Source organism: Bradyrhizobium sp. Cp5.3, assembly GCF_000426265.1.
Taxonomy (GTDB): Bacteria; Pseudomonadota; Alphaproteobacteria; order Rhizobiales; family Xanthobacteraceae; genus Bradyrhizobium; species Bradyrhizobium neotropicale.
On record NZ_AUFA01000024.1, the window covers coordinates 89,264 to 105,164 of the forward strand.

The window sequence follows — 15,901 nt, forward strand, 5'->3', positions numbered from 1 at the left end:
TTAGCTGTTGTGATCTGCGTGTTCGCGCTTGCTCGCGCGCCGCTTCACGGCGGTCACCGCCGCGTGTGCGGCCACCGCGGCGCCGACAGCGCCGGCCGCCGCCGTGCCGATCTGGTCGGCATTTTTCTCGATGCCGAACTGCTTGATGTCGGTGAGGCGATCGTAGAACGAGCCTTTGTCCCAGAAGCCGTCCTCCGAGCAGCCAATGCAGCCATGGCCGGACTGGATCGGGAACGACACGCCGCCGTTCCAGCGCACGGTCGAACAGGCGTTGTAGGTGGTCGGCCCCTTGCAGCCCATCTTGTAAAGGCAATAGCCCTTGCGCGCGGCTTCGTCGTCCCACTCCTCGACGAACTGGCCGGCATCAAAATGCGGCCGCCGGTAGCACTTGTCGTGGATACGCTGCGAATAGAACATTTTCGGCCGCCCCTGGCGGTCGATCTCCGGCAACTTGCCGAACGTGGTGATGAAGGTGACGACCCCGGTCATCACTTCGGCGATCGGGGGGCATCCCGGCACCTTGATGATCGGCTTGTTGGTGATGACCTTGTCGATCGGCGTGGCCTGCGTCGGATTAGGCGTGGCCGCCTGCACGCAGCCCCAGGACGCGCAGGCGCCCCAGGCGATGATCGCCATCGCATCGTCAGCCATCATCTTCAGTTTGTCGACGAACGGCTTGCCGCCGTCGATGCAGAACATGCCGCCCTCGTTCAGCGGCGGATTGCCCTCGACCGCGAGGATGTACTGTCCCTTGTGCTTGGCACGTGTCTCCTCGAGGATTGCCTCAGCCTGATGGCCCGCTGCGGCCATGATGGTGTCGTCGTAGTCGAGCGAGATCATCGACAGAACAGCATCCTTCACCAGCGGGTGCGCGGAACGGATGAAACTCTCGGAGCAGCAGGTGCATTCGAGCCCGTGCATCCAGATCACCGGCACGCGAGGTTTGGTTTCCAGCGCGTTGGCGATGCGGCTCGCCGCCAGCGGCCCGAGCCCGAGGCTCGTTGCCGTCAGGCTGCAGAATTTGTGAAAACTGCGGCGCGTGATCCCTTGCCGCCTGATCACGCTGTAAAACGTTTCCGTCGCCGCGCCCATGTATCCTCCCGTCTCCACGTTGACTTATCGACGAAGAAAGGATGACAGCAAGAAGCGGGCCAACAGCGGGGCGCGCGCCGAAAGTCGAAAGATTCCAAATTATTACAGATTGAACCGCGCCAATCACGGCGATGTCCGCAGAAGACGATGCACGTGATCCGACGACTACGATACGGGCCTGCCGTGGCCCTTGAGACGAAGCCGTGGCCGCTTGCGGAGGGGAGCTGCAGATTTGCGTCGGCTAAGTCGTGGGCGGATTACTAGATCGCAAGCTGCCCAATCCCGCTGGCGAACTCAACATCAGCGCGCTTACGAAAATGGGCCTAGGTGCGCCGAGCGAGGAACGCGCGCTTGCCCAAACGCACCGTTCAACGTTCAGCCCATTCGTTCCGACGCATACGATCCCGGCGAGGCAGGAAAGACGATTGTTTTATCATCGTTGACCAGCACTCGGCGATGTATGTGAGCATGGACCGCCCGTGCGAGAACTTGGCTCTCCACATCTCTTCCAAGGCTTTATCCAATCGCCCCGGATCATTTCAGGTCGCCCGACCGGGGCGACCAGGATACCGGCCCGCCGGCACACCGACGGAAGATCGCGTGTTCGGCTGTCCGCCACGCCAACCGCACACACACCGCCATGATAAGAAGCTGCGCCAGCGGCTTCCCGACGATGTTTGATCGGCCCACGATGACGGCCTCGAGGTCCGAAAGGTCGCCATGAACCTCGTTCAGCATCATCATGCAGCCGAAGGGCGTGCTTGGCACCAATGCTCTTTGTCCGGCCCCCATGATCCTGTGCGCAGGGGTCCAGAGGCGGGGCACTATTCATCAACACCGATGCTGGTGCAGACGATGCGAGCATGAGGACCGTGCCGCCGGATGCCACGTCGCAGATCTTGAGAGCCATGCGCGTACGGGTATCGTCCTGTAATCGCCAGCTTCTGGTAGGACCAGCGCACGGCCGGATCACTCAACTAGCGGTCCTCAGCATCACGGTGCGATTGTATCTCTCCGTTGTGGAGTTCCGCGCCGTAACCGATTTCCGCACGTGAGAGGTTTGGCGTCACTGCGAGAGCACGGGCGCGCGGGATCACCCGTAACAGGTCGGTCGCCAGCATCGAAAGCGCAAGCGATTTCGGGATTGGCCTTAGACCTGTTGAACCCTGATGCCACCAAAGAAAGCGATACGGTTGCTCGGAATCTCTGTTTCCGGTTTCACCTTGAACGAACCTGGAGATGAAGAACAGTTGCCCCTCATCTAGATCCGCTTAGCTTCCTGGGATGACTGCTTCTTTCGACCTAGTGTCCTGAACCAGAAGTTTTCCACATCGCATCGTGTTTTGGCGGGGCATTGTATCGGCAGAAGCGTTCGATGGAAGCAAGGATGTCGTCGGCGGACTTGGTCCATCGGAACGGTTTTGGATCAGCGTTGTGTCGGTCGATGAACGAAGCGATGTCGGCCCTGAGGGCGGCTACGCTGCGATAGATGCCGCGCCTGATCTTCTTATCGGTGAGGAGCGCGAAGAAGCGCTCGACCTGGTTGAGCCATGACGAACTGGTTGGGGTCAGGTGCACACGCCAACGCGGTCGATTAGCCAGCCATCGCCGGACCAGCGGGGTCTTGTGCGTGACGTAATTGTCCATGACGAGATGGACGTCGAGTTCGCGCGGTACGGCAGCCTCGATCTGGTCAAGGAACTTGCGGAACTCGGCGGTGCGGTGGCGCCCGTAGCACTTGCCAATGACCCGTCCGGTCGCAATATCGAGGGCGGCGAACAGCGATGTGGTGCCATGCCTTTTGTAGTCATGGCTCCTTCGGGCCGCCTGGCCGGGACGCATCGGCAGCATCGGCTGGCTGCGGTCCAGCGCCTGGATTTGGGACTTCTCATCCACACACAGAACGATGGCGTGCTCCGGCGGTGAGACGTAGAGGCCCACGACATCGCGCACTTTGGCCACGAAGTTCGGATCGGTCGAGAGCTTGAACGTCTCCATCCGGTGCGGCTGGAGCCCGAAGGCCCGCCAGATGCGTTGGACCGTCGACACCGATAGGCCGCTGGTCTTCGCCATGTCGCGGGAGCTCCAATGAGTGGCGTTCTCAGGGCAGCTCTCCAACGTCCTCACGATCACGGCTTCGATGCGGGCATCGTCAACCGTACGTGGCGCCCCGGAGCGCGGCTCGTCGTGCAGCCCGGCCACGCGTCGCTCCACAAAACGCCGCCGCCACTTGCCTACCGTCGCCCGGTCCAGGCCCAGCTTGGCCGCCACTTCCTTGTTCTGACCGCCTTCCGCGCAGGTCAGCACGATCCGGGCTCTCAAAGCCAGCGCCTGCGCCGTCTTCCGCCGCATCGTCAGCGACTTCAGTTCGGCACGCTCTTCTTCGCTCAATGTCAGGGGGGCAAGTTGCTGGACCGCCATGAGATGCTCCGTCGCTGTTTGCCTCCAGCCTTGGCACAGCGACGCGAATCTACTGCGAATCTAAGATTGCGAACTTGTGACTCAGGACACTAGCAGTCATTCATCGCTGTCTCGGCTATACATGCCTCTCAACGGGCCTCTCGGTTAGGTTCCTTGATTGATTTTAGAGGAAGATATTCAGATCAGGGTGGACGGTAATTTCTTTCGGCTCCTTGAGCGAGACCTCAAACTCCTGAAGAACTCGAGCCTGCTTGTCCGCTGACCACGTATCGTAGTGGCCGGGAGACAGCGTGAAGTTCTCGACCCGCTGAATGACAGGTTTTGCAAGCTCGTACTTCAGCGTCTTTTCAGGTACGCCGTCGATAAAGTCGATGCCGATGGAACCCTTGGCCTTTGTTTCGCGGAGATGACCATCTGCTGATAGCCATTGGACGAACCTCTGTCCGGGGAAGATTTGAGCGAGACGCATATCGCTCACGGCTTCTGTCGCAATGTCGAGTGCGAACATGAAGCCATTGAGATCATAGATTGTCTCTGACAACCGCGTGTGTAGCCGGACGCCATGGGGAAGCCGCCTATTGAGCTCCTCCATTTCTCGTATCTGGACATCGAACCATTCGATGCCCGCGTCCTTGGGCGGGGCGGCGAGACGCTGGAGTTCGGCACACAGTTCGAGATTACCACTTGTCAAAGGGACCGCGCCTGTCGCCACATACGCAGGCAGTCGCCCGCCGGACAAGTGTATTGACTTTGCCGTCCCAGGCGGACTGACTTCGGGCATTCGGAAATTTCGCCGGAACATACCAAGTAACAGTGTGGCATCTCCGTTGGCATTCGCGTTGTCGATGCCCGCCACAAGTTTTCGTTGAATTGCGCGCTCCCCCGTGATGAGCTGCGCAAATATTGCGATGGCCGGGGGGCCAGAATGGATTTCACGATCACTTTATCTAATGACGACTGGGATCGTTCGAAGGGCGGCTGGCGGTGTCCGGCGCTACAAATCCCGGAAATCAAGGTGAAAAACGTCTACGTCGACGGCACGGCCGTCGACGAGAAACTTTACGATGTAAACACTGCCCTACTCCTTATTAGATGGAGTCAACCGACGCATCCTCGTCAGGCTGCGGTTCATTTGCAGGTCGACAAGGCTCTTTCCACCGAAGAGTTGACCTTACGTTGGAGGAAGCTTGCTATCGTCCTGCCTGTGCTCGGCAGCATCGCTGCGGCACTGATCACCGCCGTCTTCAAGGATGCATCGAAAACGCCGTCTCCTCCGCCTGCGCCGGGCAAGAAGGACATCGCCAAAATCTTTGAGCGATCCAATGATTTTCTGGCGACCGGTGACAAGCAACAATTCCCTTCGCTCCTCAAGCAGGCCAAGAGAGAAGCGTGGTTCGTGGGTACAACCTTCTATATCTCCGTCGACCAATATCACGACATGATCCTGAAGAAATTAGCTGAGGGAGTCGATCTCAATTTCCTTGTCCTGAGTCCAAATGGCGATGCAATCGGCAAAGTCGCTCACTTGTTGGGCGTCGCGGAAAAAGAGCTTGCCTCCGATTGTCTGACGGGCATCAGGATCCTGAACCGGACCTCGGAAGAAGCGAAAGTATCCCACTATCCTGGCACGCTTCAAGTGAAAATCATCGACGAACCGGTCCAGACGCGCCTCTACTTCTTCGATCCTAAGGCCGACGAAGGCTACGTCTATTTTATCCCCCAGATGAATGGAACGAACTCGCAAACCCTGCCGGGCTTCCTGGTTGAGAACTCGGTCGCTGACTATCACTCTAGCTACTTTACAGGCGTACTGAGGATGTGGAATGACCCGGGCACGAAATCATTGGAAGCTTGGATCGCGTCACATCCGGAGTTGAAATAGGTCCTTACCTCCTATCTAACCGTATCGACGCTACTTCCATCTCTATATCTGCGAAACGGCAGCAACGAACTTATTGATGTTGGCACGCCCCACTTCGGTCCAACGCGAGTCTCGAGCACGATCGACAAGCATCCGCCGAAGCGATTCTTTCATGTGCGGAACCCCCCATCGATACTGTTCAGCTCGGCTCTGAGTTCTCAGTTCGCGAACCCTTCGGATCGCGCGCCGAACCAAGAATTCGACTGAACCGCGCCTTCCCGGTTTGAAGGGAACGGCCCATGACGGCGCAAGATTTGCCCAGTGTGAGAGGAGATTCAGGAATCCTGGAAGCGCCGCGTGAAAGCTGCCCAAACCCAGATATTGCTCGAGAGTGATCACCTTATGAGTGAGGTTGGCCGGAATGAACATCGTTTGCCCCGGTCCTATATATATCCAGCACGAAGATTTCATCGCGAGAAAGGCGTCCATATCGAAGGCCGCGCGATCATAGACTGTGCATCGCTCGACGTCCTCAAGACCGTGCTCGAAACCTTCTAGCGTATCCCAAAGCAGCCATAGCTTGGCGCCGATGAAGCTGTGGTTGCTTCCGCTATGATCGTCCGAGTGTGAATCGGTAAATCCACCGACTGTGCTAATGACGAGAGAATCCTGAGACTCGTACCCGTCGGTCCCGCGAGGAAGAAGATTAAAGTCGTTCAGACCCGACGTATCTATTCGCCTATCAAATCGCGTACCGATGTAATGGAGATCTGTCACCCCGAACCGGGACCTGGCCCTGCACCATCTATCGAGCACCGTAGGGATCGGGGTGTAGTTTATGGATACGGACGTTCTGACGCGGGCGCGAGTGGAACCAGAAAATCCCGTCTTGAGTTCCCGGAGAAGGCCGTCCCTAGTCAGGCGACCGCCGTCGAAATAGGGGCGTATCGCGAAGTTCGAAAATAGAATCGGTTCGTTCGACGCCATTTGGTTGAACAGCTTCGAGCGCGCAAACGTTGTAGGCCGAACGCGCTTCTCGGCCAATCGAGCAAAGGACCGCGGCCCTACCTTGAGGGTTCGATCGAAACAAGCCGCATGTCCCCATAGCCAGTCGATCTCCGACGCTGTGAGCCTGGCTTTGAACGATAGACTGTCGTAGTCGGAATGCCCCATCGTTTCCTCTGATCAACTAGCTTTTGAAATGTCGTGCCCGAGACCTCGAATTTGCAAACGCGGGATCGACACGTGCCGTGATTACCAGCGTTCGCTGAGCCGCACCGCGACCTTCACCGCGAGCCGCGCTGCCAGTTTTGCGACACTGCGTTGTTCGTTGTTCTCGACCGTTACGTCCTGCTTCTGTTTCGCCTTGTCGCCTTCCGCGCGATCCGAAATGCCTCGAATATTGAGGTACGGCACGTGATGACTTAGGCACACAAGCCCCATAGCGTAGCCCTCCTCTTCCACGGCGAGTCCGCCTGGAAATTCCGCAAGTATCTTCTTCTTCTCGGCCGCGGAGTCCTTGATACCGGTGCCACTTACTATCGTTCCTTCGTAGAAATATCTGAGGTCATCTTTCATTTCGTTGGCCGCCTCGTGGGCGAGCCGGAATAGTTCCGGGTCTGTCGGAATGACCATCCAAGTATCCCCGTCGAATGGCACCTTGGCGTTCTCGATCTCCTTTCTTACCTTGTCACGTATATGAAAGGGCGCCATCGAGGTCGCAACGACGACGTCCCCTTTGTCCGGTCCCTTGAACTGCGCACCATCTCCTGTCTTCGCTGTTGATTTTCCGAGCGATCCCGCGACGCCCGACATGATGATCCATTTTGCGTTGTGCTTCTCTATTAGGGTGCTAGTAGCGGTGGTAGCGGCATTCAACGATTTGCCGATGCAGATTGCAGCCCTGAATTTTTTGTGCTTAACGATTGTCGTCCCGCCCTTTTTCTCGATTGCCGCACCGGCGCTTTTCAACGCCTCCTCGAGGGCGTCCACTTCGTGGTCGATCGCTACAATGAAGCCGACGGTATTGTTTCTCGTGTAACAGGCGAGAAGTGCGTCGATCATCTTGCCTATATCGGCCTTGGACTCCGGCTTCAAGTGCGGCCACAGAGCGTCGAGGACGTTCAGAGATCCCTTCACGACATCGCCCATCAACCCGTAGCCCAAAGGCCTACTAAGGTTTTGGGCCTTGTAAAGCAGCGAGAGCGCTTTCTCGACCGTGTCGGACTTGTCGGCGGCGTAGGCTCCCTGTAGCACGCGAGCCAGGACGAACACACGTTCGTCGTCTTCCATCGCATCTTTCGACCAGGAAAAGTCGGTCAGTTTCTCGACCTGCTCGTTTGCCTCCGCAGGGAAAAGAGCGACGACTTGGCCATAGTGCCAAAGCAATTGTCGCGAAGGCATCTCGCGATCGCGATATTTCCCATCGACTACACGCTCCAAGGCCTGCGCCTTCAATTCCCCGAGAAGTTGCTGCATGCCGGGCGTATCGTCAGGCCCCTTTCCTATGACCCTGTACGCTAGTGCCGCCGTCGCGGGGCCGTACCACTCGCGATCCGGATTTCCCACCGATAGACCGCCGGGTGCACGTTTCCTTGCGACTTCACGGAATGAATCCATTTCACGCATGGCAGCACGTTCGGCGCTAGGGGATGCGAAGCGCACCTCGTTGAATGCATTGACCACCGACGCCCAATCCCAGAAGTCGTCGCCATAGAACGGCACGCTTGCCTGTCGTCCATTCAGAAGCTGCCGGCAAGTCTCGTCGAGATGCGGCTTCATACGTTCGAGAACGTCCATCCTATTGACATGGGGATCTGTGAGGCAGCGGTGAACCAGTCGAACCGCGTGCGCATTCACCACGTGCCAAAACCTGGCGGGCAGCTTCGGTGCAGAATGAAGATATTCGATCGCATCAACGAGGCAGCGTCCAGCAAGCCCTTTGGGTGACTCCTCTGTAAACCAATTTGTGTCGGGGTCTTCGTGATCCCTTAGATCGGAAATCAGAATAAGGTCGGGCTTACGAGCAAGCATGTCTGCACCTAAGATGCTTTTTCAATTTGGTCGCGGATCACGTTCTCCAAACGCTGGAGGCCTAGCTCGAGCAACTTGGTTTCGGCACCGTAGCCAAGGCGGAACCAAGTCGGCGATAGACCCCGTTCAAAGCAGCGGTTGCCGGGTGCGATCAGGACGCCTGCCTCGAAACATGCCTTGAAAAGCACTTGCTCCGAGATCCCGTGGTCTGTCGCTACGCAGACGGTCGTGCCGCCCGATGGGACCGAAAGAGAGACCAATCCGCGCAATCGCTGCGCCCATTCCATGACTAGCCCGCGATTGCTTCTGACGAGCTCGGCTCGATCGAATCGGGCTAAGTCGTCGAGTACCGAACAACCGACAGCTACAGAAAATGAGTTCAAGGTTAGGGAAAGATACTGTTGCAGGGTCCTGTATCGCGCGAGGCGTTCTGGCCGCGCCGCAATCCAGCCGAGTCGCAATCCGGGCAGTCCGTGGGTCTTCGATAAGCTCCCGAGGACGACGACGTCGCGGCCCAGTTCGATTGCCGAACGCGTCTCGTCGGGAAATCTGAATACTTCGTCAACTATAAGAACCGCGCCGCGGGATGCGAGCACATCGGCAATTCGCTCGAGCTGCAGCCTCGGGATGACGTAGCCGCTTGGATTGTGAGGATTGTTCAAAATGAATGCGCTGCATTCGTTCGCAAGAGCGTACATTTCATCCAAGTTCGGATGCCAATCGTTGCTCGATCGATACTCATATTGCTTCATCTTCAGACCGAGCAGAGAGGCCAATCCCCGGAACGCCCCATAACTCGGTGAAGGGAGCGCGACAAGACATTCTGCAGCCGAACGCGATTCCGCAATTTCGTGCATTGCGAGAGCGATGGCTTCGGCCGCACCTGACGTGGGCAGCAATCCGACACCAGCTGGCGGTATGAGAGCGCGTTCGAGCGGCTTAAGTAGTCGTTTCGGGTCGGGATAGCCGAGCGAGCCGCGCGCGATTTCGGCCAGGACTTCGTTAGCCAGTGCCGATGCGCTCCACGGCAGCGCGTCGCTGGATGCCAGGTTGATAAGACCGGCTTGATGTTCGTATTCGTCGAAGAAATCCTCAAGCTCAAAGCGGAGCATGCTTTATGCACCAATCCGAAATCCTGCTAACGTGCAACAAGTCTTTCAAGCAATGAAAAATTGTACTCCGCGCCGTGAGCGTTTACAATGGCGAAGGCTCGTATTCAACAATGCTCCAGCGTATCTCAAGAGGAGCGCCTATCATTCGACACGGGGCCGAGACGGCGCCTGAAGCGCGCAGCTTCCGCATTGGAGGTCTATGCGGGCGTACTTCCCCCAAAGCGAAACCGCGGACCTACTTTGGATTATCGGAGTTCTATAAGGCTCTTCTTGAAGGCTTCTGACTCGGTCAATCGCTCAGTCTCCTCATTCATGAAGACCAGAAAAGACTGATGTTCGCGGCCCGAGACTGCTGCATTGAGGCTCAACTCGGCTGAGAGCGACCAAGAAATCAACGTGTCGACGTGCGCGAAACATATAAGAAAGACACAATCAAACCGCCAAACAGATAGCAAACAAGATCGCGATGAAAATGAGGGCTCTAATGGCGCCCGCACCTTCGGCGACAGCATGGCCGACTCCAAAGATCTTTATTGATAGCCTGTCGCTTGAGTTTTTCATTTTCGCTTTCTTCGGAGCTAGTGCCGCAGTCAGCTTGAAGGAAGACGAATCTGTTATCTATCGACAGATTTTCCGGTAAAAATTGCCGTTGCTACTCATCTTGGATTGGCTTTGCTTTCCGGATCCGAATGGCTTTCATCTTCAATGAATAAGTCGGCCTCACCCTTCAAGACATCATTTATGATCTGTGTGAATGCTGATCGTACTTTGACCTTCGTTTGGTTCAGAAGAACAAGATTGCCCACTGCGGTCGGAGCGTTAACCTCAAAACTTCTCACGGTGGCGAGCGCACCATAGAGCTGCTGCTTCAGTAGCTCTATGGTGTCGCTAAGAATAGCATCTCTTGCTGCTAATGCCTCGATCTTGCGCACCGCGTGCAGCACCGTGGTGTGGTCGCGTCCGCCGAAGCGGCGGCCGATCTCCGGCAGCGAGCGCAGCGTCAGGGTCTTGGCGAGGTACATCGCCACCTGGCGCGGACGGACCACGTTGGCCGTGCGGCGGGAGGAGAGCAGGTCGGAGCGGCTGACATTATACTGCCGTGCCACCACGCGCTGGATGTCCTCGATCTTGATGCGCTTGGGCTCCTGCGGCCGGATCAGGTCGCGCACCTCGCGCTCGGCCATCTCCAGCGTCACCGGCTGGTTGTTCAGCTTCGAGTGAGCAAGAAGCCGGTTGATCGCGCCTTCGAGGTCGCGGCCGTTATGGGTGATGGCGCGTGACAGATAGTCCAGCACCTCTTCCGGCACGTCGAAGGTCGCATGATGAGTGCGGGCCGCGGCGACGCGCGACTTGAGAATGCCGAGCCGCAGCTCTTCCCCCAGCGAGCCCATCTCGACCACGAGGCCGCCGGCAAGCCGCGAGCGAACGCGGTCGTCGAGGCTCTCGAGATCGGACGGCGGACGGTCGGCCGCGATCACGACCTGGCGGCCGGCATCGATCAGCGCGTTCAGCGTGTGACAGAACTCGGCCTGCGTCGACTTGCCCTGAAGGAATTGCAGATCGTCGATGACGAGCACGTCGATGCCGCGCAGCGCCTCCTTGAAGGCGAGCGCCGTCTGCGTCTTCAGCGCGGCGACGAAGCCGTACATGAATTTTTCCGCGGTGAGATAGAGCACCTTGCGCTCGTTGCCGGAATTGCCGGCCCAGGTCACCGCCTGCAAGAGATGCGTCTTGCCGAGGCCGACGCCGGCATGAATGTAGAGCGGGTTGAACAACAGAGGATCACCGCGACGCCCCTCCGCGACCTGGCGCGCGGCGGCGTGCGCAAGCGTATTGATGCGGTCGACGATGAAGCTCGCAAAGGTCAGCCGAGGATCGAGCGGCGAGCCGCCGAGCGCGTCATGATTGGCAGAGATCTGTGCAGTCGCGGTCGAGCGCATCTCCATCACGGGGCGGTTCTTAGCGCGTTCGACGTGGCGCGCATCGACCGGCGCGGAACCCTCCTTGGCAGGCGTGGTAGCGCGGGGCGCAGAGCGGACAGTGAGGTCGATCCGGTGCACTTCGGGCATCTCAGCTTGCCAGCACGAGAGCACACGCTCGGCGTAGTGCGACTGAATCCAGGTCTTCAGGAACCGGGTCGGAACGGAGAGGCGGACGCTATCTCCTTCAACGCCTTCGAATTCCATTCGCGCGAACCAACTGGAGTAAACATCATCTCCGCTGTTCGAACCGAGCCGTCTACGGAGCTCGGTCCACAGCACGGCTGCCTTATCTCGATTCGAATCCATCCTCGTCACTCCTGTTCCGGAGGCACTTGTACTTGATCTGAAACTGGAGACGGCGATTCGAAACCGTCCAAATGGTCTAACAAATTGAACCGAAATTCGGGATCGATATCAGTGCGTGGAATTCCTGCGGCTATGGCCTGGCGGACGATCTCGTTCGCAATGTCTAGGGTAAGTTGGCTGTATTGCTTCAGAGGTTCGAGCAACTTGGCTGTGGGGCGGATTACCCGCTTCCGCTTATCTTTGCTATGGGGAACCACTTCAAACAGCTTACAATCGATTAAGCGCTTTACGCGCGTCGCCACAGTTTTCTCGTCCAACATGTCGCGCCGCGAGATGATCTTTTGAACGGTCGAAGGAGTGCACTCGTGCGGACGTTCGACGGCAAGTAACACAACAATGAAGACGATCTTGCGATATTCGTCAGATCTGAGATCGGTAAATCCTTGAAAGCAATCTGCCCAAGCATCCGCGGCCATCTTTTCGAAGTTAAAGGCGGCCCATATGCCTCTCACGAGATCGGATCGCTGACTGTCCATCGGAGCTCCCGCGTGCCTTTGAGCCAACATCCGATTTTACCCGTCGTCTGACGAGAAAATACCCCCAAATGTTGGGTAGAGATTTCTTTAGTCGTTTTGCGGAGCCTCATATGGGCGCTCGTCGGCCAATAGTCCATTCGCACCGTTCGTGGCTCACGGTGGCTTATCGCACATAGATAATATCAATCAGAAACGAATGCCGGCGTTGGGCGGCTCGCTATCGCTCGCGGCCCTTAGAGTTGATCAACGCCACGCGCGTGGACGTGAATGGGATTTTTATTCGAAATTTTGATCTGAACGAACGGGGTACCTGGCTGCGGCCTGCGCCAAGCGGCCGCGGCTCGTCGAACAATCAGCGGCATTGAGCGAACCGAACCGAAGAGCGCCCAGCTAAAATCAACCGCCGGAGCCCGCCGACGGCACGAAGTAAGGGAGAATCGACCGGTGCCGAAGGTTGCCCCGCTGGGGATTGAGGCCGCTGCGGAAGGATGCCCGATTGCACGTGACGCCGATGAGCCATTGCGTCCCGATCGTTGTTGCTGCTTGGCGTCCCGATGCAACTGAGGACGCAAGCGTGAACGGGACGTCCAATCAGACGGAAGCCCAACGCGTAACTTGCGCAGCGGCTCCATTTATATGAACGAAGACTGATGTCTCGATCACGCTTGACGATCACACATCAGCGCAATTCACCTCCTTGTCGCTGGAATGCGTAGATCGGATTCAGCCCGCAATAGGCGTAGGTACCGGATGCAGTGGCCATGCACTGGTAATAGGTCGAGAACTGGCAATTGCCCGGATATCCCCAGGTACGTCCCTGCAGGCAATAAACGTCCTGCCGAGCCGGGGGGATGTACGAACGCCCCCGCGGAGCGGCGGTCGAAGGCAATCCGAAGCCGACGAGGATGGGAAGTGCAAGCACACCGATAAAGAGAAGGTTGCGCATGAGACCTCTAGCCTCCGTTAAGTCTTGAAAGGATAGAAAATCTAGATTTGATGCTTTGATTTTGGTCAATGGCAAAAAGCTTCGTAGGCCGTTTGACCGATCGCCTTCGAAAGAAATCCAAGCGTCAGGTGCTCCGAGTTTGGAGCAGCATTCCTGCTATTTTTAGAAGGGAACGCATTTTTCAAGCGTGATGGAAGCATATACAGCGGAAAACCTTAGGGCAGAACTCTCGCGCTCCGGAATAGGTCGGATCGGGACGGCCGCCAATCTACGGCGCGCTTATCAAAGATTGAAAGGGCGGAAGATCCCCGCCCTCAGGTGTGCCGCCGAGCACGCATCGCTTGAGCTGAGCGACTTAGGGCTTGGCAGGGCATTCAGCGAGATCGAGGTCGTCTAAACTTTCGTAATCGGCCTGATGCGGCGTAGCAAGGAATTGGCATATTCCTCGCGCTCGCGCATGAAGCGCTCTTGATTCGCTTTGAAGCTCTCGACCCGTTTCTTGATCTCATCGCGTTCGCTACCGTCATAGTCTGGCGCGCTGAGGCCACCCCGCTCGACGGCTTCTTTCGGTAGAGACCGGGGCCGCTCGATCTCCACTTTCATCGATTTGGCGAATGCTATCGTTTCGGCGACGAGCGCGTCGAGTTCGCTCTTCCAGTCATGCATTAGCGCCCTCCCGTGCGGCACCGCCGCGCTCGCTAGCCAATTCCTCACAAAGCCAAGCTGCGATCATGGGCACCGACGCCGATCGCATGTAAGTCGGCCCAATTTCTGAACGCACTTATTGAAAAGGGCTACCTGGTTTCTCCAACCAGCGCTGGCACAACACCTAATCGGAGAGGTCGTAGCTGTGCTTGAGGATCGCCAGTACCCGCTATCAGACAGGTCGGGAACGGCAGCCCAACAGCGGTGCCGCGGTGTGCTCAGCGGCGGAAATTCATGGACACCGGAGATTCGATGTCAGGCAACGAGCCCATCGGGCCCGAACCGCTGCTCCAGGACCAACCGGTCGATGACGCGACAATCCTGTCGCGGGTTATCAAAGCATTGCCCAGATTCTCACGAGCCGCGATTTCGCATAGACCATGCGGTTTGACCGATTCCGGAAAGCCAACCGGCCAGCGCGACGCCTATTCACTTCGGTTGAGCGGCTTCAGGCCAATCTGAGAACTCCATCTCGAACCGTCCAAATCCGGCCGGCTTGGTCGTAAAATTGACAGTCCTTCCTGACAGAGCCGACAATGAGCCGGATGCGAACTTAAAGACCATCTTACCGGATGCTGCTATGCCAAGAGATCTCTTGTCCCGCATGACAAGGAAGGCGACTCCCTCCAGGAGCTGTCCGACTGCAAATCCGTCGATCGCACGGTGAATATCGAGCGACGCTATAGACGTCCCTTTCTCGCCATTCAACTCGCTGACCGAAATCGCCGTAATCCCGGCATCTCTCAATGGCCCCTCGGCCACGTGACAGGTATATTGAAGGCTAATAATGAAGTGCTCATCCCGATCACCTAGTGGCTCTCGATCAACCCCGTCTATCGAGCAGTCGTAGCGCCGGACCGTGTCCGCAAGCGCTCCCCCGCGCAGCCCGAGCAAAGCCAAAGCCGAACATAGTACGACCGCGAGAAAGGATGTCTTCATCCGCCTATGCCTTCGTGGGATATGCCTTCTTTTGATGTGTACAACTTGACGCCACGACCGATTCAAGCTCGTTCGATGGCTTGTCGCGTGGGCACGGCTCATGACGACCTCGAGATCTTCGGCGCGGCGGCAATCGAGACGATGAAAGGTCGATGCCGCGGCCGAGATTGTGCCGACATAGCTTCGCCGATATAAACTCTGGGCCTCCTGTCGCCAGCCATTAACTGCGGTACCCACCTCTCGCATAATGCGGCGGGCCACATTGCATTGAGCTTGTTGCGCGAAGCCGTTTCAAGCGCGATTTCGAGCGAGGCGGCGCCATCTTCTTTGTCAATCGCCGTGGTCAGAATGCGCAACTTGATCTCAACGGGCATCGGATTGAAATCATAGGCTGGAGCGAGACGCCATCCTCCAATGTTTTCATGGTCTTCGGGATCGATGAAGCCGCTCATAACGGTCTGGTTCCTGGTTCGAATCCAGGCGGGCCCACCAGCCGCCTCCTCCTCCTCTTTTGTTGTTGGAGACTGTGCGGACACGTTGAGAACGACTCGATTTTTTTGGATCGGCAAAGCCATCGATCCGGTCAGCCCAATGCTGCATAAGCTTGGCGCGCGAGCCGATCAGTGCCAGCGGTCCGTGCCGCCTGTAAATCGTGAGCGTCACGAGAGGATCACCATGCCCGGCCTTGACTTGCGCGGATTGCTTTGGATTGCCCGATCGAGGTGATTGACGCTGCCGTTGCGCGATGATGGGGTGATCGCGGGTTAGAGCGGGCAACGGGGGACCTCGGAATGACCAGCGAGTCGCAGCTACGCGAGAAGCTTCGGAAGATCGAGGCGTTGTTCGCGGGTGCCGGAACTGCCGGTGAGCGCCTCGCGGCGGAAGCTGCGCTACAGCGGGTGCGTGCTCGGGTCGAGGAACTGGCTCGCCACGATCCGCCGATCGAGCAGCAATTGTCACTTCCTGAC

Annotated in this window: 12 protein-coding genes and 3 pseudogenes; 1 reads left to right on the forward strand and 14 read right to left on the reverse strand. The window is 57.6% G+C overall.

The features are described 5' to 3' along the window. The 5 genes and pseudogenes from K289_RS0127370 to K289_RS0127385 form a co-directional block, all read right to left on the reverse strand. Entirely contained in the window at positions 1-1,092 is a 1,092-nt protein-coding gene (locus K289_RS0127370) for a hydrogenase small subunit (protein ID WP_027554435.1), read from the reverse strand. 375 nt (positions 1,093-1,467) lie between these two features. Beyond that, positions 1,468-1,608, reverse strand: a pseudogene (gene purU, locus K289_RS52445) (formyltetrahydrofolate deformylase); the annotation flags it as partial. Continuing rightward, positions 1,604-1,881, reverse strand: a pseudogene (locus K289_RS49020) (bifunctional methylenetetrahydrofolate dehydrogenase/methenyltetrahydrofolate cyclohydrolase); the annotation flags it as partial. The pseudogenes K289_RS49020 and purU, both read right to left, overlap by 5 nt. Positions 1,882-2,394: 513 nt before the next feature. After that, the gene (locus K289_RS0127380; RefSeq protein WP_027554437.1) at positions 2,395-3,513 is read right to left on the reverse strand and encodes an IS630 family transposase; all 1,119 of its coding nucleotides are present in this window, start codon (positions 3,511-3,513) and stop codon (positions 2,395-2,397) included. Between the two features lie 163 nt (positions 3,514-3,676). Beyond that, positions 3,677-4,369 (reverse strand): hypothetical protein, encoded by a 693-nt coding sequence (locus K289_RS0127385; RefSeq protein ID WP_156918208.1) that lies wholly within the window; start codon positions 4,367-4,369, stop codon positions 3,677-3,679. Positions 4,370-4,438: 69 nt separating this feature from the next. Between K289_RS0127385 and K289_RS0127390 the strand changes: the two genes are divergently transcribed. Continuing rightward, the gene (locus tag K289_RS0127390) at positions 4,439-5,395 is read left to right on the forward strand and encodes a hypothetical protein (RefSeq protein WP_027554439.1); all 957 of its coding nucleotides are present in this window, start codon (positions 4,439-4,441) and stop codon (positions 5,393-5,395) included. A gap of 42 nt (positions 5,396-5,437) precedes the next feature. Here the strand turns inward: K289_RS0127390 and K289_RS0127395 are convergent, their stop codons facing one another. The 9 genes and pseudogenes from K289_RS0127395 to K289_RS50730 form a co-directional block, all read right to left on the reverse strand. Beyond that, positions 5,438-6,547, reverse strand: a complete 1,110-nt coding sequence (locus K289_RS0127395; protein WP_027554440.1) for a hypothetical protein — start codon at positions 6,545-6,547, stop codon at positions 5,438-5,440. An 81-nt stretch (positions 6,548-6,628) separates the two neighbouring features. Beyond that, a complete protein-coding gene (locus tag K289_RS45315; protein ID WP_084788732.1) occupies positions 6,629-8,407 on the reverse strand; it encodes a 5'-methylthioadenosine/S-adenosylhomocysteine nucleosidase in 1,779 nt (592 codons plus the stop codon). 8 nt (positions 8,408-8,415) lie between these two features. Beyond that, on the reverse strand, positions 8,416-9,519 hold the full coding sequence (locus K289_RS0127405; protein ID WP_027554441.1) for a pyridoxal phosphate-dependent aminotransferase: 1,104 nt from the start codon (positions 9,517-9,519) through the stop codon (positions 8,416-8,418). Positions 9,520-10,376: 857 nt separating this feature from the next. Beyond that, positions 10,377-11,807 (reverse strand): annotated as a pseudogene (dnaA, locus tag K289_RS45320) (chromosomal replication initiator protein DnaA); the annotation flags it as partial. Positions 11,808-11,812: 5 nt separating this feature from the next. After that, a complete protein-coding gene (locus K289_RS0127425; protein WP_027554443.1) occupies positions 11,813-12,343 on the reverse strand; it encodes a MarR family winged helix-turn-helix transcriptional regulator in 531 nt (176 codons plus the stop codon). Positions 12,344-13,022: 679 nt separating this feature from the next. Further along, positions 13,023-13,289, reverse strand: a complete 267-nt coding sequence (locus tag K289_RS49025) for a DUF3551 domain-containing protein (protein WP_084788737.1) — start codon at positions 13,287-13,289, stop codon at positions 13,023-13,025. Positions 13,290-13,682: 393 nt separating this feature from the next. Further along, a complete protein-coding gene (locus K289_RS0127435) occupies positions 13,683-13,955 on the reverse strand; it encodes a hypothetical protein (protein WP_035685986.1) in 273 nt (90 codons plus the stop codon). Between the two features lie 468 nt (positions 13,956-14,423). Next, positions 14,424-14,933, reverse strand: a complete 510-nt coding sequence (locus K289_RS0127440; protein ID WP_027554446.1) for a hypothetical protein — start codon at positions 14,931-14,933, stop codon at positions 14,424-14,426. Positions 14,934-15,031: 98 nt separating this feature from the next. After that, entirely contained in the window at positions 15,032-15,508 is a 477-nt protein-coding gene (locus tag K289_RS50730; RefSeq protein WP_027554447.1) for a hypothetical protein, read from the reverse strand. Positions 15,509-15,901: the final 393 nt, after the last annotated feature.